The following is a 23,441-nucleotide window of genomic DNA, read 5'->3' as shown; positions in this document are numbered from 1 at the left end:
ATTCATGAAAGTGGAGAGTACTGCTTGGCCTCACCTGTGCGTGAGGAGCAATCTTGTGTCCACACGGCGGGGCGCCGCGATGTTCTTGGACAATCTATCCGCTGATGTCATTTGCGGCGCGATGGGTCGGCAGAACTGGGTGGCAAGATGGACAGAGATTGGAGATGCTCAGTGCCTTCTTGCTGACTTGAATATCAAGAAAGGAGCCTTCGATGAGGCGACAGAGGCCTGGCTCTGTGCGCTAACTGCTTTTGAAGTTGCCAGGCGCATGGTTGATGAGGAGGATCCGAAAAGGGGCGACATTTCGGCGAAAGTCGAGACCAATATACAGAAGTTCCGATTGTCTCTGCGGCATAAAATTGAGCGGGTAAAAATTTCATGCAGCGATCAAGCTGAATTTCTAGCCTACTATTTGCCAGCCGGTAATTCCGAATTGTGCGCACCGGCAGTCATTTGCATCAGCAGTGAAGAAGAAACAGGAGCGACGCTGCTCGGGAGACTGTTGCCCGCGGTGATTGGTCGAGGCATGTCCCTTCTAATCATCTCTCACGATGACATCTCAAGTAGCTCTGGTTCGCAAGTATTATTGTCTTGTTGTTTGGATTACCTGTCACTTCGGCGTGACGGTAATGCCGGTCGGATTGGCGTTTATGGGGAAGGATTGTCGGCCGCTCTAGCGACTGACTTTGCTGCATCCGATAGCCGGGTCGGTGCGGTAGTTTGCGACGGTGGCCTTTGGAGTTTGACGCGACTGCTGGCCTCAGTCGGTTGGATGACGAGGGGTGCAGTCGACGAGGACGTAGTGTCGGAGCTTCGTTTGCGATTGGTGCGACAGTTGAGATGCCCAGCTCTCGTGGTCGCAGGTGGACGTGGCATCGTCAGCGTGTCGGAGGCGATCAAACTTCAAGCTGATTGCTTGATGGCGAGCATCGACATGGAGTTGGCCATACCGCAGATGGCCCGGACTCCCGCTGGGGAGATCGAGAACTTCGTGTCTTTCGACGATCGTATCTTCGGATGGCTAAAGCATAAGCTCACATAAGTGCGAGAGTGTCTGGTCGAACGGAATCCTCTAGCCTGCGCGCCCGCGCATTGAGCTTGAAAGTTGGATCAGCAATGTCACCTGACAAGATCGCGCTCTTTATCGATGGCCCAAATCTCCACGCAACGTCCAAGGCGGTTGGCTTCGACATCGACTTCAGGCGCTTGCTCGGGGCATTTCAGAGCCGTGGCACGCTGCTGCGGGCCTTCTATTACACGACGATTGTCGAGGATCTGGAATCTTCGGCAGTCAGACCGCTCGTCCATTGGCTCGACTATAACGGCTACACGGTTGTCACCAAGCTCACCAAGGAATTCATCGACGCGAGTGGACGGCGCAAGGTGAAGGGCAATATGGACGTTGAACTCGTCGTCGATGCCATGGAACTCGCCGAGCACATCGATCAGATGATTCTGTTCTCCGGCGACGGCGACTTCCGTGCCCTGGTCGAGGCGATGCAGCGCCGCGGCGTGCGCGTGACCGTGGTTTCCACCATCGCGATGATCGCCGACGAACTTCGGCGGCAGGTGGATGAATTTATCGACCTCGCGCAGTTGCGGCCGAATCTGGGTCGCGATCCGTCCGAACGGTTGGGCCAACGTCAGGTGCCGACAAACATTGTTGCGGGCTGACCTTCTTGTCACCCTCACATGGAGCTATCGACGAGGGTTTTGCCAGCATGCGCCGCGCCCGACCAGTGTTCAGATTGCCGTAGTTCGCCGCCGAGTCGCATCAGGGTCTGCTCCAGCCAGATCCTTTCCAACTTCTCGCGCTTGCTACGCCGAAACAGCATCTCCGCATACGTGCGCATGTGAAATCGGTAAAGGACTCGGTGGAAATCGCCAGTCATGCCTGCTCCATGTCGATTCGCCGATGAGATGCGTTTAATCGCATGATCGTCCCACCGAGCCCCACATTTTGAGCAATTGGCGCTGGGTCGACGCTTTAATTCGGCAATTGAGCGCCTTTCCTTTACGGATTTCAGCATCGATTGTCGTTGAAGACATCATCCTTTCGCCTGGCCGTATTTCTCGCGCCCGTCATCCTGTTGTGGATGGGCGGAGCAGTCCATCCCAGAGCATTTCGGTCGTGAACTCAGTACCGATCGACCCAGGCGCGGATGCCGGAGGCGGGAATATACCGCTTCGCGCACGCGGTTGCCGTGAGCCGCTGATCACGGTGGGATCACCCTTCTTGGTGAAGCCAGAGACGATGCCGACATGCCTCCGCCGCGGCGGTCCATGGTCACGACGGCGCCCACCTGCGGGCGGTATGCTGATGACGCTCCCACGACGGTGCGCGGTCGTCGACGTCATGCGCTCCGGTGAGCTTGCGCAGGAACGCCGAGCACCACAGGGTGGGCGAGCTCCGACTTGATACGCGGTCTCGCCGATAAACTGGGGAGCGCGCTCGCCGAACCTGTTGTCTGCCTAAAAGCCGTGCCGGAAGGCGCTGAAGAAGTTTGCTTGCGCTTCCACCTTCTGCAAACCGTGACGGTAACGACGATGGTGGTGATGATGATGGTGGGGACGCGCTTCGGCCGTAGAAACCGTCACGGTCGATGCGGCGGCGCAGAGTAGCGCCGAGATTGCTCTCTTCACTATTTTCTCCTGGGTCAGGTTGCCCTGGATGCGATCGGATCGATCGCTGGCTTCAGCTCCGGCTCACCGAGCGAAGCGGAATTGAACTTCGTGACATCGCTGCCGAAGTCCAGCCAGGACGCAGTTCGCGGGCGGCCTTCGGGTAGGCCCCGGCCATGCGACCGGCGTAGCGACGCGCGTGAGGGCCTTTGGGTCGGCGGAGCGATCGTGCACGAGGTGCTCACGGCTTTTTGTCTTTTGCCGGCCTGACGCCTAGATTGTCGCCTTTGAGCTCGATGCGGTGTCGCGCGCCATGGAAAACTGCCCCCGGATTGCCTCACTAAAAATGTTACCGGACAACCTCCCTGTCGTGTCTGGGGCCAAGCCGCCGAATCAGTTCGGTGCTGGGCATGGCAGGGAAGATCAGCATGCGCGCAACGCGCGAGATCACAGCAGCGGTGACCGAGCGTTATCGAGCGGGCGGTCGGCTCGAGAACGGCGGATCCTTGACGAGCTTTGCGCCGTCGGGGATGGCATCGCAAGCACGCGATCCGGACATTGTCGGTGGGCAGGTCATCAGTACCGGCTCGGCCGTTGCGGCGCGGTCGCACCTACGGGCCTTCGATTCGGGATGCACTGATTGTGCTGCGGGACGCTTCTGACCGACTTTGCAGCAAGCGGCGTTCAATGGCTTCCGTCACTGACTGCCGGCGATTTTCCAGAGCTTGTTGATCGCGCTGGGGAAAAGCGGAGCGAATGTGGCCAATCCGACGTCGCTCGATAGCCATTTAGCTGCCATCCAATCGCCAAGGCACTCCTCACTTCACCAAAACCAGCGCCCGTGAGCTATGCTCAGGTTCTATACTGGGGGTGAACACGTTCAAATTCACAACTGGAGACGGGTTCACGTTCGCTATCAAGTTGTACCGATGGCATCTGAGCGATAGTGAGGCTGGCAAGAAGGCTTAGGACTGCTTGAGCGCGGAAATCCGGGCACGCGTGGAGCAGGGGCCGGTGAAATTGAAATTGCTGCTGCAAGTTGCCGCTCCTGAAGACAAGCTCGACATTTATCATTCGCATGGGCCGGCGCCCGCCGTGTTGAACTTGGCACGATTTCGATGACAAGCGTCGCCCGGAATAATGACCGATTGCAGTGGGAATTGCTGTTTTTGCCAGATGCGCTTCCGCCAGCCATTAGGCCGCAAGATCCGATGATCGCGCGCGATCGGCGGCCTATCCTATGGGCGACGGCGGAGATAGCGCTCGTCACTGCGGCGTGCGCAAAGACGAAGGAGGCCTGTCCAGCAACTTAGAAAAGTAAACCGCGCGGGAAGCGACCGACAGGAGTAATACTCGACAGACTTCCCTCCCTTCCCCGCCGCAACTACGAGTGGCGCATCCTCAACTTCCCGACCAAACTAAGTTTGCATCGTCTCTTTTTAGTTGCGATATGACGAACTGAGTCGTGCTGTTTTCGCGCTAATGCGTGTCCTACCTGCAGTAGATAGCGAAAGGGAACCTACGAACAACTGAGGGCGCAAAGCTCAGGTGGCAGACTTGGTCGACGCCAACATGGATTTCAACTTCTTTGTTAAGTGACGATCGCCAGCCCATCGTTCGTTACGCCATTTCTCAACGCCACGATGACGGCTGGGATCTCAGTGGCGGGGACTGGACGGCTGAACAAGAAGCCTTGCGCCTCGTTGCATCCTTCTGCCAGCAATTGGTTCAACTGTTCAATCGTCTCGACGCCCTCCGCCGTTGTCGTCATGCCAAGGCTCTTACCGAGACTGATCACGCTGCGGATAATCAACTTCGATCCACTGGTCGCTGTCGCATCGCGGACAAACGACTGATCGATCTTGAGCTTGTCGAACGGGAAGCTGCGCAGATAACTTAGCGAGGAATAGCCGGTACCAAAGTCATCCAAGGCTATACGCACCCCGTGCTCCTTGAGCTTGTGCAGTGTCGCAAGTGTCTCGGCGCTGTTCGAGAGGAGAACAGATTCGGTAATCTCGAGTTCGAGCCGGTGCGCTGGCAGTTGAGATCCAGCGATTGCATTTTCGATGACCTTGACAAAATCCGACTCACGAAATTGAGCGCCAGACACATTGACCGCAAGCTTGATCTCGTCCGGCCAGGTTGCGGCCTGCTCGCAAGCGCGATCGAGGACCCATTTCCCCAAAGGAGTAATGAGACCGATTTCCTCAGCTATCGGGATGAACTGGTCGGGCGGCACGAACCCTCTGTGCGGGTGGTGCCAGCGCAATAAAGCCTCAAAGCCGCAGATGCGGTCTCGACGCAAGTCATAGAGTGGCTGATAGTACAGCGCAAATTCGTCCTTGTTCATAGCCTCCCGAAGATCAAGTTCGAGAGCCCGGCGCTTCTGCAAATGCTCGTCCATCTCGGGCTCGAACAGCCGCCACGTTCCCCTGCCATCAGTCTTGGCCCGGTATAGCGCCACGTCCGCGTTCTTCAGAAGCTTCTCACCGCTGGAGCCGTCACTCGGCGCCAAGGAAATTCCGATGCTGCAGCCAACGACCACGCGATGCCCGTTCAATTCATAAGGTGCTCCGACGCATTCCACGATGCGCCGAGCCAATCGCTCGGCTTCGTCGGCATTGTCGACGCTAGCTTGTATGATCGAAAACTCGTCGCCACCCAAGCGAGCAACCATATCGACCTCGCGGACGCAGGCGCCCAAACGGTCGGCGACTGCGCAGAGGAGATCGTCACCGATCGGATGGCCCAGGGTGTCGTTGACCTGCTTGAACCTGTCGAGATCGAGGCAGAAGACCGCAAAACCAGAACCGCGCCCACTCTGCGCGATTGCCTGTTCAATGCGCTCAGCCAGCAGCAATCGATTCGGTAGCCCGGTGAGAGCATCGTGGCGAGCCATGAACGCGATCTGAGATTGAGCGTTCTGTTGTTCGGTCACATCTTCGCTGGTGATTAGCCAACCGCCGTCGGAAGTCGGACATTGGGCAACGGAAATGATCCGTCCGTCGCTGAGGTGCTGCAAATAGTTGCCGCTAGCCTTGCCGCCCAAGAGCCTTCGCTCTGTCAGCAGATCAGCTAGGGCCTTGTTGCCCTGATTCCCAACGGCGACGCTGAGGCTGAGAACCGCGTCGAAAGATAGTCCCGGTTGGACAAGCTCGGGCGAAATATTGAAGATCTCGCAGAAGCGGCGATTCACAACCTGCAGCCGCGCCTCGCCGTCGCAAAGGCAAAGTCCTTGTGACATATGCGTGAGCGCCGCATCAAGCTTCAGGTTCGTGGCATGCAGTTCGGCTTCTTGCTGCTTTGACGTGCTGATGTCGCTGCAGACGACGATCCCGCCGCCTTCCTGCGTCGGGCTTCGGCTGACACGTAACCAGCGGCCATCCGGAAGCTGCGCTTCGCTTGCGCAGCCGTCAACGTTGCGGTCGGAGTTCCGGAGCCTTATTCCGCCGGCCGATAAGCCCGCGCTCACGGGCTCGGACGAGGAAGGTGAGTTCAAGAGCTGCGGGTAGCTGCGGATGAACTCGCTAGCGCGGGAGTTGGCCAGGGCGATCCGACCGTCCGCATCCAACAGCACGACGCCTTCACGGGAGTGTTCGAGCGCATCAGAGAGCCTCGCCTGAGCGGAACGCCGCTGCGCGATCTCGCGATCAACCATCGCCCTGATATTGTCACGCATCGTTCCCATCGCTGCAAGCAGGGTGCCGAGCTCATCACTGCCGCCCTCCGGAATGTTTGCGTTCAAATCGCCATTGGCGATACTCCTTGCCGCTTCGGACGCTATAGCGACAGGTCCAATAATACGCCGCACCAATAGCCACGAGAAAAGGCCGGACAGCAAAAGGGCGACAGTCAGGCCGATCAGGTTGACCTGCACGTCCCTCTTGACGGTGGCGAGGGCGTGCTGCCGGAATAGAAAGGCATCTCCCGCCGTATAGTTGACCAACAATTCGACCTGCTGGTTCACGATTGCGGAATACGGACCAACATCGTTGGTCGAGGAGTTCGAAATGTTCGTTTCGTACGAAGTCATCTCCGCCGACCCTTCGAGCCGACGACGCTGAAGGGCCATCCATGCGTTCGCTGCTTCTTGGACTTTGGCGGCTGCTTTAGCAGATCTTTCGGATTGCGACCGCTCGGCCGCTATCGCCAGATCTTCCGAGAGCGTTTTCGCCCACGCCTCGATTTCGTTGTCGAGACTCGCGCCGACGACGGGGTCTTTTGTCATGAGCCGTCGTGAGGATGCTACGCGCATAGCCGCAAAATCGGCGCCCGCCGCGCGTGCATAATTGATGGACATTAGCGATTCATCGAAAATTCGGGCAACTAATAACCCCGTGCGGCGGATTTCAAGCGTAGCGTACCCACCGAGAGTTGCCGGGATGGCGCTCATTGCAAGGCAAAAGACCAGGAGCTGTGTACGTAGCGTACGCTGCGGCTTCATATAGTTTGAAAAGCAGTTGCTGAGGCATCTAAAAGCCGTCAGGGCCCTGACGTTCAGACTGACAAAGCAATTGACGACAAGGCTCATGTCCGGAGTTTCCGCTTGAATATGTCTTGCAAAGGATGCTTGGCAGCGCGCGGCAAGGATATGGGGCAGCTAAATCGGCTGTATAATGCCTAAAACCGATACTGAAATCGTTAAGAGGAACCTTGTGATGTTGCTCGACCTAAGTGATTCAGACTTGGCCGCCACGCACTCGTCGTCTAGGCGTAATGCGCAATTTTAAATTTTGATGTCTAGAAAGAGGCTATAAATGCAATTACCGGTGCTGCGCTGTTTGCGCGTTGGCAAGGCACTTCGCTCCCCGATAGGAGCAGCAATAACGGCCGGCGTGTTTGCGGGAGCGGCGTTAGGGGCCGGTCCGCATCTGATTTCTCAAAAGGATCGAGAGTTCCGGCCCGGTGAGATGGCGATCAAGCTCGGCGAGACCGTGCGCTTTTCCAATGACGATGGCGAGCTCTTGCACCATGCGTATTTGAGCTCGGACGCATTCAGCTTTGACTCCGGTGATCAACAGCCGGGCAGCAACTTCGATGTCGTCTTTCCGGTTGTCGGCGATTTCACGGTGTTGTGCGGCATTCATCCGAAGATGAAACTGATCGTGCACGTTACCAAGTAGCGGGCCTAGAGAATCGAAGTGTCGAAAAGTGCGGCGTGGCCGACATAGTAGGTGAGGAGAGTGATCGTCAGAGCCGCGCAGAGGCTTACGGGGGCGAGCCAAGGCGGGCGATGGTCGCGCTCGACGGGCTGATTGTCGCTAATGATCGCAAACAAGAGGACGATGATCATCGAGTGACCGATAGTGTCGAGCTTCCCAAATTCGAAACAGGCACTGATGAACATCCCCAGGAGCACGGCCGCCGCGCAGCGGCGGACAAGCGGCGTCCAAATCAACGCAAAGGCGAGTGAGAATTCGACCATCCCTGCGGCGCGCATGTAAAACTCGCTATCTAACCCAAGGGCGAGCCCGGGGTGCTCGATAAGGAGCGGGAAGCTCCATTGCGGATAGGCCCACTTTTCGATCGAAGCCCACATAAGTGTCACCGCGGTCGCGTATCGCGCGATGTCGAGCGGCGCAACACCCAGCAATTCCTTCTGCAGTCCGACGAGAGCGAGGTAGGCGGCTATGCCTAGAAAAATTGGATAATCGGCAAGATGAAACGCACCGTACTGCTCAACACCAATCCCGAACAAAATCACCATTCCCATCGCGGAGAGAGGGAGCGTGCGCCGCGACAACAGGGCGGCCGCAATTGAAAGCTGCAGTAGCCCGACAAGAGCTGACGTCGTTTTCAACTCAGGCGTCAGCAGGATTCCGCCCGCAGCCCAAATCGAGATCATGAAAAAACCGCAGACGGCGCGGACCATTTGCTCGGTGCGCAGACGCAATCCATTCGTTACGCGGTCGAGCGCACGGGTCATAGCTTCGCCCAGCGAGGTGCGCTCGGCTATGCAGCCTGCAAAGAACCATAGCAAGGCAGTGCCGAGAAGCAGCTCGAAATCCGGACACAGGACGTTTTCAAGTCCTCGAGGCTGGCCGGCAATGTCATAAGCACAAAACCACTTCACGTGGGCGCTAGCTGCCCGCGTCCACAGGATGCTAAAGGCAAACGCCACGGCGGATTTCGAGGCGAAGGAAGTTCTACCGGATGTCAAAACGACACCCCCGCTCCCCATAACTAAACATTCCAAACACCACCCACCCCTTAACGACCTGTTAAACTTACCTTAAAGTTTGAGCTTGTTCGATGTGCCACCAACTGGCGGTTGTTTTGTAGTTAACGCGCGGCCGCCGACGCTTTTTGCACGGTAATTGGGGCGGTCCTTTCAAGTTTTATTGGTTCTCGCTACCGGGCATCAATTCGATCTGTCGTAGTCAAGCACAGACAAATCGGTTGGGAGCCAAACTATGCTCGGAGTTCTACGTGCGCTTACGTGCGGAGCAAAATTGTGTACGTTGCGTACCGAGGTCTTGGAGACTTGCGCCGGGGCGCTACTTATCCTTGGGTTCGGCTTGCTGGGATCTGCATTGCCGCACCTATGCTAACGGGGTTTGCAACTGAAATCCGGATCACGCCCTTACCGGGGCAACATCGGCAGAGCCGTAGCTCCTGTGGACGCAGTAAGCGTTTGAAGAAAGGCGATCAGCTCGCTCTTCTCGCCCGCAGTGAGCGACAAAGGTTTTATCAACGGTGAGCGGCTTGGACGATCGATCCCGCCCTTATCATACAGCTCGATCACGTCTTCCAAAGTCGCAACCGATCCATTGTGCATATAGGGCGCGCGGCGCGCAACATCGCGGAGCGTTGGCGTCTTGAACGCATACTTCAGCTTTTCTGACATCGGAAACAACCGTCCGCGTCCGAGGTCGTCGTCCTTCCCGATCCCGATGTCCTGAAACGATCCGTCCGTAAACGACGGACCGCTGTGACAGGCAGAGCAATGGGCCTTGCCATTGAAGATGTCGAAGCCACGTTTTGCTGCCGCGCTGATGGCCGTTTCGTCACCCATAACCCACCGGTCGAATGGCGACTCACCTGCAACGATACCCCGTTCAAACGTCGCCAAGGCCGCTTCGATCCTGGCCCGTGTTATCGCACCGACCCCAAATGCACGAGCGAATGCGTCGACGTACCCGGGGATGGCGGAAAGGCGCGCCGTCAATTCCGCTTCACTCAGATTCATATTGGCCGGGTTCGTCAGGGGACCAAAGGCAACGGATTCGAGAGTCCTGAATTTCCCATCCCACCCCAAAGGCTCCGTGAACGCCACATCGATGAGTGTCGGTGCGCGAAGCGGCAGGCCTTGCGGGTCCTCGCCGATTGCGCGCGAAAGGCCATCCCCCCATGAGAGGGAGGGATTGTGACATGTCGCGCAGGAGCGCGTTTTGGACCCCGACAGTATCGGATCGAAGAAAAGCATTTTGCCGAGGGTAGATTTGGCCTCGGAGTAAGGATTGCTGCTCGGAAATTGAATAGCCGTCGGCCGGCGATAGCTAGCGCGGATAACCGCGCGAACGCTCGGGCTCTCGTCCGTTGCCAAGGTGAATGCCATCCCCAAGGGTAACACGAGCGCGAGCAGTGTCAGGCTGACCCAATGTCTCATGCGGATTCTCGGAGGGGAGGCTGGTTGCGTGGATACAAATGATCTTGGCAAGCGCGTCAATCAGGGAGCTGGAATGCCAGCGACAACAATCGCGCCGGTGCAGAGCGATCTGACAGCCTTTGCCCGAGAGCTGGCCGACGGATGGAAGGAGGGCGAGCAGCGCGTCACATTATAGGCGCCGGTACGTGCGGCGCAAGCCCGTGCCACGTCGACCATCGATGCTCGACCCCGACATGCCTATGGTCCAGGAATGGCTCGCCGTGGCTCCGCACTTATCCGCGATAGACAATGATCTCTCGGCTTGAAGCGCACGCGTCGCGTCGACGCTTTGGTCGTCGAGCACTGCGGGGACGGTTACGGGCGCTTGGGAACGGGCCTGAACAGCCTAGTTGTGCCCGCGCGCGTCTTTCTAAACCCCGCGTGGGCGAGATATTGCTTATTCGATCGCTGCTTCGAGCTCCTTCAGCTCAGTATCGTTGCCGCAGTCCTTGAGTATGTTGGGAAATTGCTTCCGCATGGGCTTCGATAGAACCCATCCTAAAGGCGGCTTGATCGGTGCTTCACCGTTCTCGGAGACTTCGCACATCGCCAAATGGGCGAAATATGGTTCGGCGCCCGGTCGATGGGGGTTCGACTGGATGGCAGGTACGGGGTCTTGCGACTTGATCGGGCGCACAAGCAAGTTGAACCCTACGGGCAGGGACTTCGCTTGGCGTCGAGGACCGTCACGCTCGGCGCAGACGGAAGCGGCCAATTCCGCGGCGGCCAGGGTGCCGTGAGCTTCACGAACCGCCGTGACGCCCTGAAGAGGGGCGGCGAGCTCATTCAGATAAGAGATGACCAATCCCTCGCCGTCATTATTCGCCCAACGGCCCGTCTTCGGGTCTTTGCCGCTGTCCTTAAACTGCAAGAAATTCGTAGTCGTCCTCGATCCGTCCGCTGGCCCGGCAGTGGTCAGGACACAGCCCAATGTAGCATCTTCCCGTATCCTGACGCGCGTACGCTCGCTTGTGAGCGTTGGATCGCTGCTGATCTGCAGAACAATGAGCTTCACAGCTCCTACGCCCCTCACTTTTTCGATCTCGGCACGCGCCTCACGGGCTAGTTCTAGGGCGGTCACAGCGCCGTAATTCTCGAAATATCCGCCATCGATCACATAGCCGCGGTTCGTTTCTCCGAAAAGAAAACCGTTACCTCCTTCTGGCTCGAGCTTGCCGGCCGGCGACACGTAGGTGAAACGGGCGCTGTTGTGGGCCACTGTGCTCGCGCGCATATCCGAGCCAAGCAGATCAAACTCGTCGAAGCTGTCCAGAAAGACGTCTCGCTCGACCTTAAGATTGCTTCCGATTATGCGCCGGCCCGTCTCCTGATGAGTGGCGTTGAGAAGAAGCGAGGGCGTCCAGTTCTTGCTCGCCGTCTTCACGTCAGGGAAGAAGCTTAGGAACGAATGAGCGAGGTAACCGCCGCTGGCTTTCTCGAACGAACGCTCAAGCGCGGTGCCGCGATCGACCTGCCCAAGATCCGGCAGGAAATTCGACGGCCCGTCGACGAAGACCAGGCTCGCGATCGGCGCGGCCAAAAAGTCCGATTGCAGGAATGCGGTGGGGTTGACCTGCTTACCCGATGCCGCACGGTCGTGCAGGGCGGCTACATATTCCATCGCGCCGACGCTTCCTCCGGAGACGCCGCTTATGGCGAAGATCAGATTTTCGAGTCTTTCGCCGCGAGCCTTGAGATCGGCCTCGAGGCGTTCGAGCACTGTGGCGGTCCAATACGCCGCTCTGATGCCTCCGCCGGCAGTCGCAACGATGATCATGGGCACCGGCTTGCCGGCGTGAGCCGGCTCGCTCCCGTATGAGGCAGCCGCCTGCTCATACCAGGCGAGGGCAGCTTGCCCAACCGTCGGCCGATCGGTCGGCGTTTTAATGGACAACCAGTCCTTGAGCGCCGGGGCAGCGGAACAAGCGTCGATCGCGCACAGGCGGATCCGGTGAAAATCCCTCACCACCGAGGTGAGGGCGGCGAGCACGAGCAAAAAGGCCGCCGCGGAAGCCGCGAAGCGCACACGTTCAATGGCCCTGCTCGCATCGATGAAACCGCTAGCCACCAGTCCGAACAGATTGAGGATCGCAAGAGCGGCGCCGAAAGCGAACAGACAGACGTTCAGCGACCCGAGCACGTCAGCCAGACCGGTCGGAGAAAACCAGATCGCGGCACCAACACCAAGGGCGATCGTCGCCAGACTAAGCGTGAGCCCCCCGTGGCCCACGGGCGCGTTCGAAAACGCCCTACGCTCGATGCTGACGAGGACCAAAAACGTACACGCCGAAGCAGAGATCCATAATGTCCCGGGAAGGAGGCCTTCGGGCAAGGTGCCGATGTAACTCGCGACCGCGAGGCACGTGATCAGCGCGACCGAGCACAACGGCATGAGGATCCTGAGCCACTTGGCGAATGTGATCGCTCGCGGCGAGCGCCCCGGTCTCCGCGAGATAACCGAATAATCGAATGCCCAAACCGAAACAGTCACAAGAATGATCACGATCGGCGCCGTGAAGACCAGATAATCCGAAAATTTGACGACCGACGAACTGTCTTTTGTAAAAGACGTCAGGTCCCAGGAGGCGAGGGCGAGACTGATCGCCGCGAATAAATGTGCACAGACGCCAAGCAGGCGTGGTGGCCAGAACAGCCAGCGCTCGGTGCCTGTTGGGCTCGGAAACGCGTAATTGAGGCCCAACCGCGCCGAATGCCAGTTGTTTACCGCCCAGTAGATGAGGATCAAGAACAGCAGGATAAGTCTCGGGGTGCCTTCGCCGAGCAGACCCACCCCAAGGTCCCGACCCTGTCCCTCGTAGAAAAGAAGAATACCAGCCGCCGTCGTGACCGCGAGTGGCAGCCACATTGCCAGCAGCACCTTGACGAGTTCGCGAAGGTACATCGCAAGTCTGAAAACGAGAATGCAAACGCTCGTTAGCGCGATCGAACCCACGACATTCGCGACCCAGATCGGTCCGAGCGCCCAGCGCAAACCAAGATAGGCCAGAATCAGCAGGGCGACCGCGGCGCCCAGAGGATCCACGTTTAGTCGCTTCATCTTCGATCTCCCGCCATGATGAATGGCCGCCGCTTCAGGTAGCGGCCATCAACAGCAAGCAAAGCTCGGAACAGCCACTCTCGAAAAAATAAGGTTCTTATCTTTATCCTAGCGAAATGCGCGATCCAAATAGGCATCAATGCGCGCCTGAGTGACGGCATCAAGCGCACTCTGCTCATTCGGAGAACGTACGTCGGCCCTTTGCAGGGCAGACCTTCCGGCCAGACCAGGAACGACGACCGCCGCGGCAGCCGTCTGTCGCAGCGCCGCTCGCTTCGGTGTGTCCAACGACAATCCAATGATCAGAGCGTGCTTGTCTATCCTTGATCCCGACACGCCGAGACTGGCAGCGCTTGCGAAACCCCAGTGTGTCCCAGTTGGCGTAACAATAACGTGCGGAGAGGCCGATCCGATGAACGTCGTTGTAAATGTCAGGGTATCGGCAAACACCGTTGCGTTCGTTTTGTCTGGCGACAGGTTTCTGACTTCATTCACGTCGAAGAAGGTGGAGACCAATTCGTCGATGCCGATCTTTCCGGCAATCGGATAGGTGTAATTTGCAGTTTTGTAGTCGGGACCGCAATTCAGCTGCCGGTTTTCTAGTAAATCTTCCGCCGTTTCGCTGACGACAAAGTGCCGGAGATTTTCTCGTTTGAAATCACCGCTTGCTGACAAGCCAAGACCAGCGGCCCCATTTGTAAACAACTTGATGGGATCGGCGGCGCCCGATGCGCCATCGTCTTCAGTTATATCGAAGGAAAAATCGTAAGCAATGCCAGTTTTGATATACCGATCATAAATGGCTCCCTCGCGAGCGTTTAACCGCGCTCTTATGTTCGGTGGCCATTGGGTCCCACGCCCGGCGATAAGTTCATCGATCAGAGGATTGGAGGGATCTTCCTTACGGAAAAGTGCAATTGCCTTATCCTGAATGGCAAGCCGGCTTTCGCAACGGATGTATTGCACGAGCTCAGGTGTAGGAACACCAGTGACATCTTGCTGCACTGGATGAATCGCACAGCCGGCAAGCAACGTCGCTGCCATCAAGGCGAGTGATCGCTTGCCCTGCATTATGCGCGTGAAGCCGTTGAAGAAGTTGAAAAGACTGACATCAAGAAGATGGGACGAAGTAGAACGCATGTTACCCCGACATAATTTAAGAGAAGTAGCTACGAATTTGGTGTCGACTTTGTAAGCTTGGAGGAGTCTACGTCTGAACAACTCGTCAGTAACAACTCAAGCGATGACAATATTGGTGATTGCGCTCGAAACCCCCGAACCTTATTGCGAGTGATCCGGTTTTCAATCTTATGCAGTGCTGTCGAGTTTCAAATATTCGACCAGTTGCTCCGCGGCAACATGCGCTAAAGGCGCAAGGCCCGCGACCACGCATCGGAATCCATCAGCAGAGCGCAACGCTGTCATGGACGTCAATGGAACGGAAAAATGTTTGTACGAAACGTACGTTGACGAGTGTTGAAAACTCGGTTGACGTCTTTGTCGATGCGAACCTCACTCTGTGATCTGTGAGCTGCGCTCATTGACCCTTGGTTCGGTGACGATCGATCGGGCTACACATAAGCAGCGTCTCACCGGAAGCCCCCGGCGGAATGGGACATCGCTATGCTCATGCTCCTGCGGCAGCTGACCTCGTCAACAGCAAATTGCGCTTCAGCGATCTACCCAGCCGCTGCCCCTCAAGCCCCATGGCGCTTCCAATCTGCGTGAGCAGCTTGCGGAATCTGTCGCCGAGCCGCGCGTCCCTAAACTCGCATCCACTACTCTCTCGATCAATCCAACATTCACAAGGACCGCAAACTGCCTTTGCCGATCGATCCCTTAATGTCAGCTCCATAGAGCACCCCTCGCGAAGAGGGTGCTCAGCAAGGAATCACAAGTGATTCTTTCGATTCAAGATTTGGCCGATCGGCGGATCAGCCCGAGTGGTCAAAGTTGATCGGTAATTGAAAGCTTCACCGGACGGATACGAACGCTCATCGTCAGTAGAAGAACTGGTAGCGCGACAACGCGAATACGTAGCAGCTCGCAAAAAGTGCCTGAAGAAACGTATTTGCCGGTAACTAATAGTCGTCGGCCTTCGAAGAAGGGGATTGTGCGACTGGTCAGCCGACGAGGTCGTCGTAGCATTCGTCGTCGAAGTTGCTGTTGCCGGTGAAGACACAGGCTCGATGATCACGGTGCGCGTTGATGTTGAGGTAAGACCGTTTTGATCCATCACGACGTAGTCGATCGTGTCGGTAGCGGACGCAGAAGTGTCGATTTGGACCGGGGCCATCGGAGCGCCGTTGAGGAACGTTTGGATACCGAGATTGAGATCGGCCTGCAGCCGGTGATAGTGCCGCCAAGATCGTTGTAGGTCGCGCCGACTTGAATGATCGCAGGATTGTCGCCGTTGATCTGCATGATAGGCGGAGTGGTCGGGGTGTTCGTGGCGGCACTGCTCGTGCTCGATGAGGCGGACGCGGAGTGCTGATTGCCAGCAGCGACCAACGCGGCGAATTGTTGCGCATCGAGCGGCTGATGCAGATCCTGAAAGCCGTCGACCGCGCTCGGTTTGGCCGACGATCGGAAAAGCTCGGCACTGCGAACGGCGACGATGAACAGCAGACCTTCGTCTTCGAGGAGATCGAGACCGGCATCGCAGCGAAAGGCCCGGGTCAGCAAGGGCCGCGCGCAGCGGATGGCAAGCGTGCACCGCGTCGGCGCAGGGGCTTTGCGCCCCATCTGGAACGGATCGAAACTGTCATCGAGCCGGAAGAGCTGGCTGAGCATGCCGGAAAACAGAAGGTGCTGATCGGCGAGGACGTGTCGGAGCGCCTGGATGTGGTGCCGGCGAAGTTCCGGGTGATCGTCACGCGCCGTCCCAAGTATGCCTTCAAGAACGCGGACGGCGTCATCCAGGCGCCGGCCCCGGCCCATATCATTGAAGGAGGCATTCCGACGGAAGCGCTCCTGGCCCAGATCGCCGTCGCCAAATATGCCGATGGCCTGCCGCTCTATCCGCAGGAGGCGATCTACGCCCGCGATCATGTCGAGCTCGACCGCCAGTTGATGGCGCAATGGATGGGCAAGCTCGGCTTCGAGCTCGAGATCATGGCCGACTACGTCTTCAGCGAGGTCAAGAACGCCGAACGGGTCTTTGCCGACGAAACCACGTTGCCGACGCTCGCTCCGGGCTCCGGATCGACAAAGACGGCCTATTTATGGGCCTATGCCAGGGATGACCGAACCTTTGGCCGCGACGGTCCGCCGATGGTGGCTTATCGCTTCGAAGACAGCCGCTCCGGCGACTGCGCGGTCCGGCACCTCAATGATTATCGCGGCATCCTGCAAGTGGATGGCTATGCCGCCTATGACAAGCTCGCCCGATCCGATCGCGGCAATGATGGCATCACATTGGCGATCCGCTGAAGTGTTAGGGCGAGCCAGGCGAACGGATCTGGTATCTCATGGTCATGCGGCAGCAGCCGATGGCTTTACACGCCCGCCGTTCGCTCATCCCGAATGCGCCTCGCAGATGGGCGACAGCTTTCCGCTTGGCCGCGGGCCTCACCATTTCTTTCCCAAGAGATCCTTCAAGGCCGCGTTGTCCAGCATGGCGTCGGCCAACAGCCGTTTCAGCCGCGTGTTCTCGTCCTCCAGCGTCTTCAGCCGCTTGGCCTCCGAGACCTCCATCCCACCGAACTTGGCCTCCCATTTGTAGATGCTGGCGTCGCTGACGCCATGCTTGCGACACAGGTCGGCGACCGAGACGCCGGCCTCGTGCTCCTTCAAAATCCCGATGATTTGCTCTTCCGAAAAGCGGCTCCGTTTCATGCTCTGGTCCTTGTCGTGGGCCAGAACGAACTTCAAACTGGATTAAGCCCGTGGGGCAAGGTCACTTCGAGCCCTTGAGGTGCATCCATCGGGCCCGTCCGCGACCAGCAATCCGGCACGGTGTCATCGAGCGCGAACCGGATTTCGTCCTGGAGCCTGCAAAGCGGATTCGCACTGGCGAGATTTAGTCCCGGAGCGTCTTTAGCTTGCCGCCCTTGACCCGGTAATCGGCTGTTTCCGCCCTTGTCCGGTTGCCCTCAAAATAGCGCTGCACCGCCGCCTCGAAATCAGGGATCGGCATCCATTCGGTCAGACGCTTCAACAGCGGCTGAAGAAGATCGTCTGCAACGGCCATCCAACCCAGCGAGATGTCGGAGAAGCGGGCTTCATTTTCCGGATAGCTACCGCCGACATCGGAGTGGTTTCCGGCGAACCACACCTGCTGCAGCCAATCCGGATGCTTGATATCGCGCGCAAGGGCCGCCCCGCACATTCAGCTCGAGAGCGGGCCTTTGTCGGGCACTTGCTGCGCCGGTTGTCGGCATTGAGACTCAATGCCAGAAACCTGACACTACGCGCCGCTACAAAGTGCCAGCCGAGCCTGCGAATTCACTTCGGCACGCGATTTGCTCTGTTCACGGCATCATCACCAATCGCAGTGCGATGGTCTTCGGGACGGACGCGGCGCGCGTCGCTGTTCGCGTTTGGTCCGTTCCGACGGTTTGCTGTGGCAATGACTTGGCGCTCGGTTGTGGACCGAGAAAATGCAGGGAAGCGTTGGATGCGATCTAGAGTTCTTCTTTTGGAGGCCAGTGAAACTGCCGCCGGAAGTGTGCGACTGGTCCGGAGGCCATATTGGCGGAGAAGTCGGCGACGGGTACCTCGAGCCTCCTTCACCAATCCCTACGGTCAGTCGATCTATGGCGATGCCGACAGGTTCGATGTCATGCGGCGGCACAACTCGCACCTGTCGTTCGGCTAGGGGCCGCATTTCTGCCTGAGCGCTGCGCTGGCGCGCCTGGAATTGCGATGCGCCCTTCCTCGCGCCGCTCGTGCGGCTGGAGGATCTGGCGGTGACCATCGCCGCAGAGGATGTCGTCTACCTGCCGTCTTACGCATTCGCTGCCCGCGGCGCCTACCGGTCACCTTCCGCCCTTCGATCGCTTAGAGAGTGAAGTGCCACCATGTCCGAACAACCCTTGCCGACGCTGCCGATGTGGCGCGTCGATCACATCGAGCCCTCGCCCGAGATGTTGGCGCTACGCGCCAACGGTCCGATCCACCGTGTGCGCTTCCCGTCCGAGCACGAAGGCTGGTTGGTGACAGGCTACGACGAGGCCAAAGCGGTGCTGTCCGACGCGGCGTTCCGGCCCGCGGGAATGCCGCCGGCGGCATTCACCCCGGATTCGGTGATTCTCGGTTCGCCGGGCTGGCTGGTTTCGCACGAGGGGGACGAGCATGCCCGACTACGCACGATCGTGGCACCGGCCTTCAGCAACGGCCGAATGAAGCTGCTCGCGCAGCAGGTCGAGGCGATCGCCGCGCAGTTGTTCGAGACGCTGGCTGCCCAGGCTCAGCCCGCCGACCTGCGGAGCCACCTCTCCTTTCCGCTTCCGGCCATGGTCATTAGCGCGCTGATGGGCGTGCTCTACGAGGATCACGCCTTTTTCGCCCGGCTGTCCGACGAGGTGATGACGCACCAGCATGAAAGCGGCCCGCGCAGTGCGTCGCGCCGGGCCTGGGACGAACTGCGCGCCTACATGCGCGGCAAGATGTGGGACAAGCGACAGGATCCGGGCGATAACCTGCTGACGCATTTGCTCACAGCCATCGACCAGGGCAGGGCCACAGAGGAAGAGGCGGTCGGCCTGGCGGCGGGAATGCTAGTGGCGGGGCACGAGAGCACCGTCGCGCAGATCGAATTCGGACTGCTAGCCATGTTCCGTCATCCTCAACAGCGCGAGCGCCTGGCCAACGATCCATCCCTCGTGGACAAAGCGGTCGAGGAAATTCTGCGTATGTACCCTCCTGGCGCCGGTTGGGACGGGATCATGCGCTATCCGAGGACCGACGCGACCATCGGGGGCGTACATATTCCGGCGGAGAGCAAGGTGCTGGTAGGCCTGCCGGCGACGTCTTTCGATCCGCGCCATTTCGTTGACCCTGAAATCTTTGACATCGGGCGCGACGAAAACCCGCATCTAGCTTTCTCCTACGGGCCGCACTCCTGCATCGGCGGGGCGCTGGCCAGGCTTGAACTCAAGGTGGTGTTCGGTTCGATATTCCAGCGCTTTCCCAAGCTGCGCCTGGCCGTGGCGCCCGAAGAACTAAAATTGCGCAAGGAGATCATCACTGGCGGGTTCGAGAATATTCCGGTGCTCTGGTGATGCTCGGACACGGCCGTTGATCGCGATCTTCTCCGCAATTTGCCGGCACGGCCGCTTGGATCAGCCAGCCAACAGGTAGCCAAGATGGGCAAGCAAGAAGCCACGGCATCATGCCTGGACGCCTTCGCGGAACTGGCATCGCCAGCGTGCATCGACAATCCGTATCCGTTCATGCGTTGGTTACGCGAGCACGATCCGGTGCACCAGGCGGCGTCGGGTCTCTTTCTGTTGAGTCGCTACGACGACATCTACTGGGCTCTCAAGGCCACGGGTGATGCATTTCGCGGGCCAGCGCCGGGTGAAGTAGCGCGCTATTTTCCCCGTGCAGCAACCAGCCTGTCCCTCAATCTGCTGGCGTCGACGTTAGGGATGATGAATCCGCCGACACATACGCGTCTGCGCCGACTGATCTCGCGCGATTTCACCATGCACCAGATTGACCTCTCGCGACCGAGCATCGCGCTCATCGTGGAAGCCCGACTGGGCCAGATGGCGCCCGCGCTGGAGCGCGGGGAGGCGGTGGACCTGCATCGGGAATTCGCGCTGGCCTTGCCCATGCTGGTCTTCGCCGAACTGTTCGGCATGCCCCAGGACGACATGTTCGGGCTCGCGGCCGGCATCGGCGCCATTCTGGAAGGCCTGAGCCCGCGCGCCAGCGATCCCCAGCTCGCCGCGGCGGACGCGTCCAGTGCCAGAGTGAAGGCCTACTTCGGCGGCCTCATAGAGCGCAAGCGCACCGATCCCCGCAACGACATCGTGTCGATGCTGGTCGGCGCACACGACGATGATGCCGACACGCTATCGGATGCGGAGTTGATCAGCATGTTGTGGGGCATGCTGCTGGGCGGCTTCGCCACCACTGCTGCGACCATCGACCATGCGGTCCTGGCGATGCTGGCGTATCCCCTACAGCGGCACTGGCTGCAGAGAGACGCCGTGGGGGTGAAGGCATTCGTCGAAGAAGTCCTGCGCTGCGACGCACCCGCGATGTTCAGCTCCATTCCGCGTATCGCCCAGCGCGACATCGAACTGGGCGGCGTGGTGATCCCGAAGAACGCGGACGTGCGCGTGCTGATCGCGGCCGGCAATCGCGACCCGGACGCCTTCGCCGATCCCGACCGCTTCGATCCCGCGCGGTTCTACGGCACCACTCCAGGCATGTCGACCGACGGGAAGATCATGCTGAGCTTCGGCCACGGCATCCACTTCTGCCTCGGTGCGCAACTGGCCCGGGTGCAGTTGGCCGAGAGCTTGCCGCGGATCCAGGCCCGCTTCCCCACGCTGGCATTGGCCGAGCAGCCGACCCGGGAGCCCTCCGCGTTCCTTCGGACGTTCCGCGCGCTGCCGGTGCGGCTGCATGCGCAGGAGAGCTGAGATGCGCGTCGTGGTCGACCAGGATCTGTGCGGAACCAGCGGGCAGTGCGTGCTGACGCTGCCGGGCACCTTTCGCCAGCGCGAACCGGACGGCGTGGCCGAAGTGTGCGTGGCGACGGTCCCGCAGGCGCTGCACGTCGCCGTGAGGCTCGCGGCGAGCCAGTGCCCGGTCGCCGCCATTCGGGTCATCGAAAGCGACGCTGGCGATGACGAGCGCGCCATCGCCGACCCTGCGCCTTCTCCAGCGGAGGCCGAGCGGCATGCCGCGAGAGACCAACGCAATCCAGGAGGACACGATGGGACGGTTTGAAGGCAAGGTGGCCGTGGTGACCGGCGCCGGCGCCGGCATCGGCAAGGCATGCGCCCTCGCTATCGCGCGCGAGGGAGGCAGAGTGGTGGTCGCCGACATTGATGGCTCGGCGGCCATCGCCTGCACCGCGCAAATTGCGGCGGAAGCGGACCACGCACTGGCCTCGGCCACAGACATCGCCGATGCGCAGGCGGTGGCAGCGCTGTTTGAAACGGCGGAGCGGCACTTCGGTGGGGTCGACCTGCTGGTGAACAACGCGAGCGCCATGCATCTGACTCCGCGCGACCGCGCGATCCTCGACCTCGACCTGGCGGTCTGGGATCAGACAATGGCGACCAATCTGCGCGGCACGTTGCTCTGCTGCCGGCAGGCCATCCCACGGATGATCGCCCGCGGTGGTGGCGCGATTGTCAACATGTCGTCGTGCCAGGGCCTCAGCGGGGACACCGCGCAGACGTCCTACGCCGCGTCGAAGGCGGCGATGAACATGCTGTCCGCCTCGCTCGCCACCCAGTACGGTCATGCGCAGATCCGCTGCAACGCGGTTGCGCCGGGTCTCATCATGTCCGAGCGTCTCCTCGCCAAGCTGGACGAGTGCATGCAACGGCATCTGCGCCGGCACCAGCTCCTGCCGCGCGTCGGCCGCCCCGAGGACGTGGCCGCGCTGGTGGCGTTCCTGCTCTCCGACGATGCGGCGTTCATCACCGGCCAGGTCGTGTGCATCGACGGCGGCATGCTGGCGCATGTGCCGACGTACGCCGACGGTGGCAACAGCCGCGCTGCGCGGCCTTCCGGCGAGACCGCCGAAGCGGACGCGTCGCCGCGCTGCTAATGGACATGCTGCTCAACCCGCTGAACCGTCGGCATCGGCTGCGGCACGACATCCCGGTCGTGCCCGGCGCTTTCCCCTTGGTCGGGCATCTTCCCGCCGTCGTCCGCGACCTGCCGCGGCTGCTGCGGCGCGCGGAACGGACGCTGGGCAGCCACTTCTGGCTGGATTTCGGCCCTGCCGGACACCTGATGACCTGTCTGGATCCGGATGCTCTCGCACTGCTCCGGCACAAGGACGTGTCCTCGGCGCTGATCGAAGAGATCGCGCCCGAATTGTTTGGCGGAACGTTGGTCGCCCAGGACGGCATCGCGCACCGGCAGGCGCGCGATGCGATCCAGGCGGCGCTCCTGCCCAAGGGGCTGACCCAGGCCGGCATCGGCGAGCTGTTCGCGCCCGTCATCCGGGCGCGCGTGCAGAGGTGGCGCGACCGCGGCGACGTAACCATCCTGCGCGAAACCGGCGATCTGATGCTCAAGCTCATCTTCAGTCTCATGGGAATCCCCGCGCAGGACCTGCCGGAATGGCATCGCAAGTACCGGCAACTGCTGCAGTTGATCGTCGCGCCCCCGGTCGACCTGCCCGGACTGCCCTTGCGGCGCGGCCGCGCCGCCCGCGACTGGATCGATGCGCGGTTGCGCGAGTTCGTCCGCGCCGCGCGCGAACATGCCTCGCGCATCGGGTTGATCAATGACATGGTGAGCGCCTTCGATCGCAGCGACGATGCGCTTTCCGATGACGTCCTGGTCGCCAATATCCGCTTGCTGCTGCTTGGTGGTCACGACACCACCGCCTCGACGATGGCCTGGATGGTGATCGAGCTGGCGCGGCAGCCTGGGCTGTGGGACGCCCTGGTCGAGGAGGCGCAACGCGTGGGCGCGGTGCCGACCCGGCACGCGGACCTGGCGCAGTGTCCGGTCGCCGAGGCGCTGTTCCGCGAGACGCTGCGCGTGCATCCGGCGACGCCGCTCCTAGTGCGTCGCGCACTGCGTGAATTGCGACTCGGCCAACGGCGCATTCCCGCAGGCACCGATCTGTGCATCCCGCTGCTGCATTTCTCGACCTCGACGCTGCTGCACGAGGCGCCTGATCAGTTTCGCCTGGCGCGGTGGCTGCAACGCACCGAGCCGATCCGGCCGGTGGACATGCTGCAGTTCGGTAGCGGCCCACACGTCTGCATCGGCTACCACCTGGCATGGCTGGAACTGGTGCAGTTCTGCATCGCCTTGGCGCTGACCATGCACGAGGCCGGGGCGCGGCCGCGGTTGCTGAGCGGCGTCGAAAAAGGCCGGCGCTATTACCCGACCGCACATCCGTCCATGACTTGCCGCATCGGATTCTCATGAGCTGGCATCGCATGCCCCTGTGGCGAGGCA

16 protein-coding genes and 3 pseudogenes are annotated in these 23,441 nt (G+C 59.9%); 9 read left to right on the top strand and 10 right to left on the bottom strand.

What is annotated here, in order from left to right; genetic code table 11:
- Positions 1-79: 79 nt before the first annotated feature.
- Together P6U23_RS26785 and P6U23_RS26780 are read left to right on the top strand one after the other, a co-directional pair.
- A complete protein-coding gene (locus P6U23_RS26785; protein WP_407175481.1) occupies positions 80-1,042 on the top strand; it encodes a hypothetical protein in 963 nt (320 codons plus the stop codon).
- A 74-nt stretch (positions 1,043-1,116) separates the two neighbouring features.
- Positions 1,117-1,674, top strand: coding sequence for an NYN domain-containing protein (locus tag P6U23_RS26780; RefSeq protein ID WP_407175480.1), 558 nt, complete (start codon positions 1,117-1,119; stop codon positions 1,672-1,674).
- Positions 1,675-1,688: 14 nt separating this feature from the next.
- On the opposite strand, the gene P6U23_RS26775 is transcribed toward P6U23_RS26780, so the two are convergent.
- The 3 genes from P6U23_RS26775 to P6U23_RS26765 form a co-directional block, all read right to left on the bottom strand.
- Positions 1,689-1,892 carry a hypothetical protein gene (locus P6U23_RS26775; RefSeq protein ID WP_407175479.1) on the bottom strand — a complete coding sequence of 68 codons (204 nt, stop codon included), beginning with the start codon at positions 1,890-1,892 and terminating at the stop codon, positions 1,689-1,691.
- Between the two features lie 580 nt (positions 1,893-2,472).
- Positions 2,473-2,643 (bottom strand): hypothetical protein, encoded by a 171-nt coding sequence (locus tag P6U23_RS26770; RefSeq protein WP_407175478.1) that lies wholly within the window; start codon positions 2,641-2,643, stop codon positions 2,473-2,475.
- Positions 2,644-4,213: 1,570 nt separating this feature from the next.
- Entirely contained in the window at positions 4,214-7,153 is a 2,940-nt protein-coding gene (locus P6U23_RS26765; protein ID WP_407175477.1) for an EAL domain-containing protein, read from the bottom strand.
- Between the two features lie 226 nt (positions 7,154-7,379).
- On the opposite strand from P6U23_RS26765, the gene P6U23_RS26760 reads away from it, so the two are divergent.
- The gene (locus P6U23_RS26760; protein ID WP_407175476.1) at positions 7,380-7,745 is read left to right on the top strand and encodes a methylamine utilization protein; all 366 of its coding nucleotides are present in this window, start codon (positions 7,380-7,382) and stop codon (positions 7,743-7,745) included.
- A 5-nt stretch (positions 7,746-7,750) separates the two neighbouring features.
- Here P6U23_RS26760 and P6U23_RS26755 read toward each other — a convergent pair whose 3' ends face one another.
- From P6U23_RS26755 to P6U23_RS26735, 5 genes are all read right to left on the bottom strand, one after another.
- A complete protein-coding gene (locus P6U23_RS26755) occupies positions 7,751-8,803 on the bottom strand; it encodes a hypothetical protein (protein WP_407175475.1) in 1,053 nt (350 codons plus the stop codon).
- Between the two features lie 402 nt (positions 8,804-9,205).
- Entirely contained in the window at positions 9,206-10,231 is a 1,026-nt protein-coding gene (locus P6U23_RS26750; RefSeq protein ID WP_407175474.1) for a cytochrome-c peroxidase, read from the bottom strand.
- Between the two features lie 436 nt (positions 10,232-10,667).
- Positions 10,668-13,328: a hypothetical protein gene (locus P6U23_RS26745; protein WP_407175473.1), complete on the bottom strand. Its 2,661-nt coding sequence runs from the start codon at positions 13,326-13,328 to the stop codon at positions 10,668-10,670.
- A gap of 108 nt (positions 13,329-13,436) precedes the next feature.
- Positions 13,437-14,468 carry a hypothetical protein gene (locus P6U23_RS26740; RefSeq protein ID WP_407175472.1) on the bottom strand — a complete coding sequence of 344 codons (1,032 nt, stop codon included), beginning with the start codon at positions 14,466-14,468 and terminating at the stop codon, positions 13,437-13,439.
- Positions 14,469-14,955: 487 nt separating this feature from the next.
- Positions 14,956-15,183: a transposase DNA-binding-containing protein gene (locus P6U23_RS26735; protein ID WP_407175471.1), complete on the bottom strand. Its 228-nt coding sequence runs from the start codon at positions 15,181-15,183 to the stop codon at positions 14,956-14,958.
- Positions 15,184-15,854: 671 nt separating this feature from the next.
- On the opposite strand from P6U23_RS26735, the pseudogene tnpC reads away from it, so the two are divergent.
- Positions 15,855-16,751, top strand: a pseudogene (tnpC, locus tag P6U23_RS26730) (IS66 family transposase); the annotation flags it as partial.
- Positions 16,752-16,782: 31 nt separating this feature from the next.
- Here the strand turns inward: tnpC and P6U23_RS26725 are convergent.
- Together P6U23_RS26725 and P6U23_RS26720 are read right to left on the bottom strand one after the other, a co-directional pair.
- Positions 16,783-17,165 (bottom strand): annotated as a pseudogene (locus P6U23_RS26725) (transposase); the annotation flags it as partial.
- Between the two features lie 352 nt (positions 17,166-17,517).
- Positions 17,518-17,622, bottom strand: a pseudogene (locus P6U23_RS26720) (phospholipase effector Tle1 domain-containing protein); the annotation flags it as partial.
- A 727-nt stretch (positions 17,623-18,349) separates the two neighbouring features.
- Between P6U23_RS26720 and P6U23_RS26715 the strand changes: the two are divergent.
- From P6U23_RS26715 to P6U23_RS26695, 5 genes are all read left to right on the top strand, one after another.
- On the top strand, positions 18,350-19,552 hold the full coding sequence (locus P6U23_RS26715) for a cytochrome P450 (protein WP_407175470.1): 1,203 nt from the start codon (positions 18,350-18,352) through the stop codon (positions 19,550-19,552).
- An 84-nt stretch (positions 19,553-19,636) separates the two neighbouring features.
- Complete coding sequence (locus tag P6U23_RS26710) at positions 19,637-20,926, top strand: cytochrome P450 (RefSeq protein ID WP_407175469.1); 1,290 nt, start codon at positions 19,637-19,639, stop codon at positions 20,924-20,926.
- A 1-nt stretch (position 20,927) separates the two neighbouring features.
- Positions 20,928-21,236 (top strand): ferredoxin, encoded by a 309-nt coding sequence (locus tag P6U23_RS26705; protein ID WP_407175468.1) that lies wholly within the window; start codon positions 20,928-20,930, stop codon positions 21,234-21,236.
- Positions 21,223-22,068, top strand: coding sequence for an SDR family oxidoreductase (locus P6U23_RS26700; RefSeq protein WP_407175467.1), 846 nt, complete (start codon positions 21,223-21,225; stop codon positions 22,066-22,068). The genes P6U23_RS26705 and P6U23_RS26700 overlap by 14 nt, the downstream gene beginning before the upstream one ends.
- Entirely contained in the window at positions 22,068-23,411 is a 1,344-nt protein-coding gene (locus tag P6U23_RS26695; RefSeq protein WP_407175466.1) for a cytochrome P450, read from the top strand. Before P6U23_RS26700 ends, P6U23_RS26695 begins: the two co-directional genes overlap by 1 nt.
- Positions 23,412-23,441 lie beyond the last annotated feature (30 nt).

The organism is Bradyrhizobium sp. STM 3562 (assembly GCF_045571435.1).
Lineage (GTDB): Bacteria > Pseudomonadota > Alphaproteobacteria > Rhizobiales > Xanthobacteraceae > Bradyrhizobium.
The sequence above is the reverse complement of the archived record's forward strand: the minus strand, read 5'-3'. Positions and strand labels throughout refer to the sequence as shown.

What these genes read in the sequence shown, in the direction of transcription:
- P6U23_RS26785 (WP_407175481.1), top strand. Translation starts at nt 80, where the DNA reads ATGTTCTTGGACAATCTATCCGCTGATGTCATTTGCGGCGCGATGGGT.
- P6U23_RS26780 (WP_407175480.1), top strand. Translation starts at nt 1,117, where the DNA reads ATGTCACCTGACAAGATCGCGCTCTTTATCGATGGCCCAAATCTCCAC.
- P6U23_RS26775 (WP_407175479.1), bottom strand. Translation starts at nt 1,892, where the DNA reads ATGACTGGCGATTTCCACCGAGTCCTTTACCGATTTCACATGCGCACG.
- P6U23_RS26765 (WP_407175477.1), bottom strand. Translation starts at nt 7,153, where the DNA reads ATGAGCCTTGTCGTCAATTGCTTTGTCAGTCTGAACGTCAGGGCCCTG.
- P6U23_RS26760 (WP_407175476.1), top strand. Translation starts at nt 7,380, where the DNA reads ATGCAATTACCGGTGCTGCGCTGTTTGCGCGTTGGCAAGGCACTTCGC.
- P6U23_RS26755 (WP_407175475.1), bottom strand. Translation starts at nt 8,803, where the DNA reads ATGGGGAGCGGGGGTGTCGTTTTGACATCCGGTAGAACTTCCTTCGCC.
- P6U23_RS26750 (WP_407175474.1), bottom strand. Translation starts at nt 10,231, where the DNA reads ATGAGACATTGGGTCAGCCTGACACTGCTCGCGCTCGTGTTACCCTTG.
- P6U23_RS26745 (WP_407175473.1), bottom strand. Translation starts at nt 13,328, where the DNA reads ATGAAGCGACTAAACGTGGATCCTCTGGGCGCCGCGGTCGCCCTGCTG.
- P6U23_RS26740 (WP_407175472.1), bottom strand. Translation starts at nt 14,468, where the DNA reads ATGCGTTCTACTTCGTCCCATCTTCTTGATGTCAGTCTTTTCAACTTC.
- P6U23_RS26735 (WP_407175471.1), bottom strand. Translation starts at nt 15,183, where the DNA reads ATGGAGCTGACATTAAGGGATCGATCGGCAAAGGCAGTTTGCGGTCCT.
- P6U23_RS26715 (WP_407175470.1), top strand. Translation starts at nt 18,350, where the DNA reads ATGTCCGAACAACCCTTGCCGACGCTGCCGATGTGGCGCGTCGATCAC.
- P6U23_RS26710 (WP_407175469.1), top strand. Translation starts at nt 19,637, where the DNA reads ATGGGCAAGCAAGAAGCCACGGCATCATGCCTGGACGCCTTCGCGGAA.
- P6U23_RS26705 (WP_407175468.1), top strand. Translation starts at nt 20,928, where the DNA reads ATGCGCGTCGTGGTCGACCAGGATCTGTGCGGAACCAGCGGGCAGTGC.
- P6U23_RS26700 (WP_407175467.1), top strand. Translation starts at nt 21,223, where the DNA reads ATGGGACGGTTTGAAGGCAAGGTGGCCGTGGTGACCGGCGCCGGCGCC.
- P6U23_RS26695 (WP_407175466.1), top strand. Translation starts at nt 22,068, where the DNA reads ATGGACATGCTGCTCAACCCGCTGAACCGTCGGCATCGGCTGCGGCAC.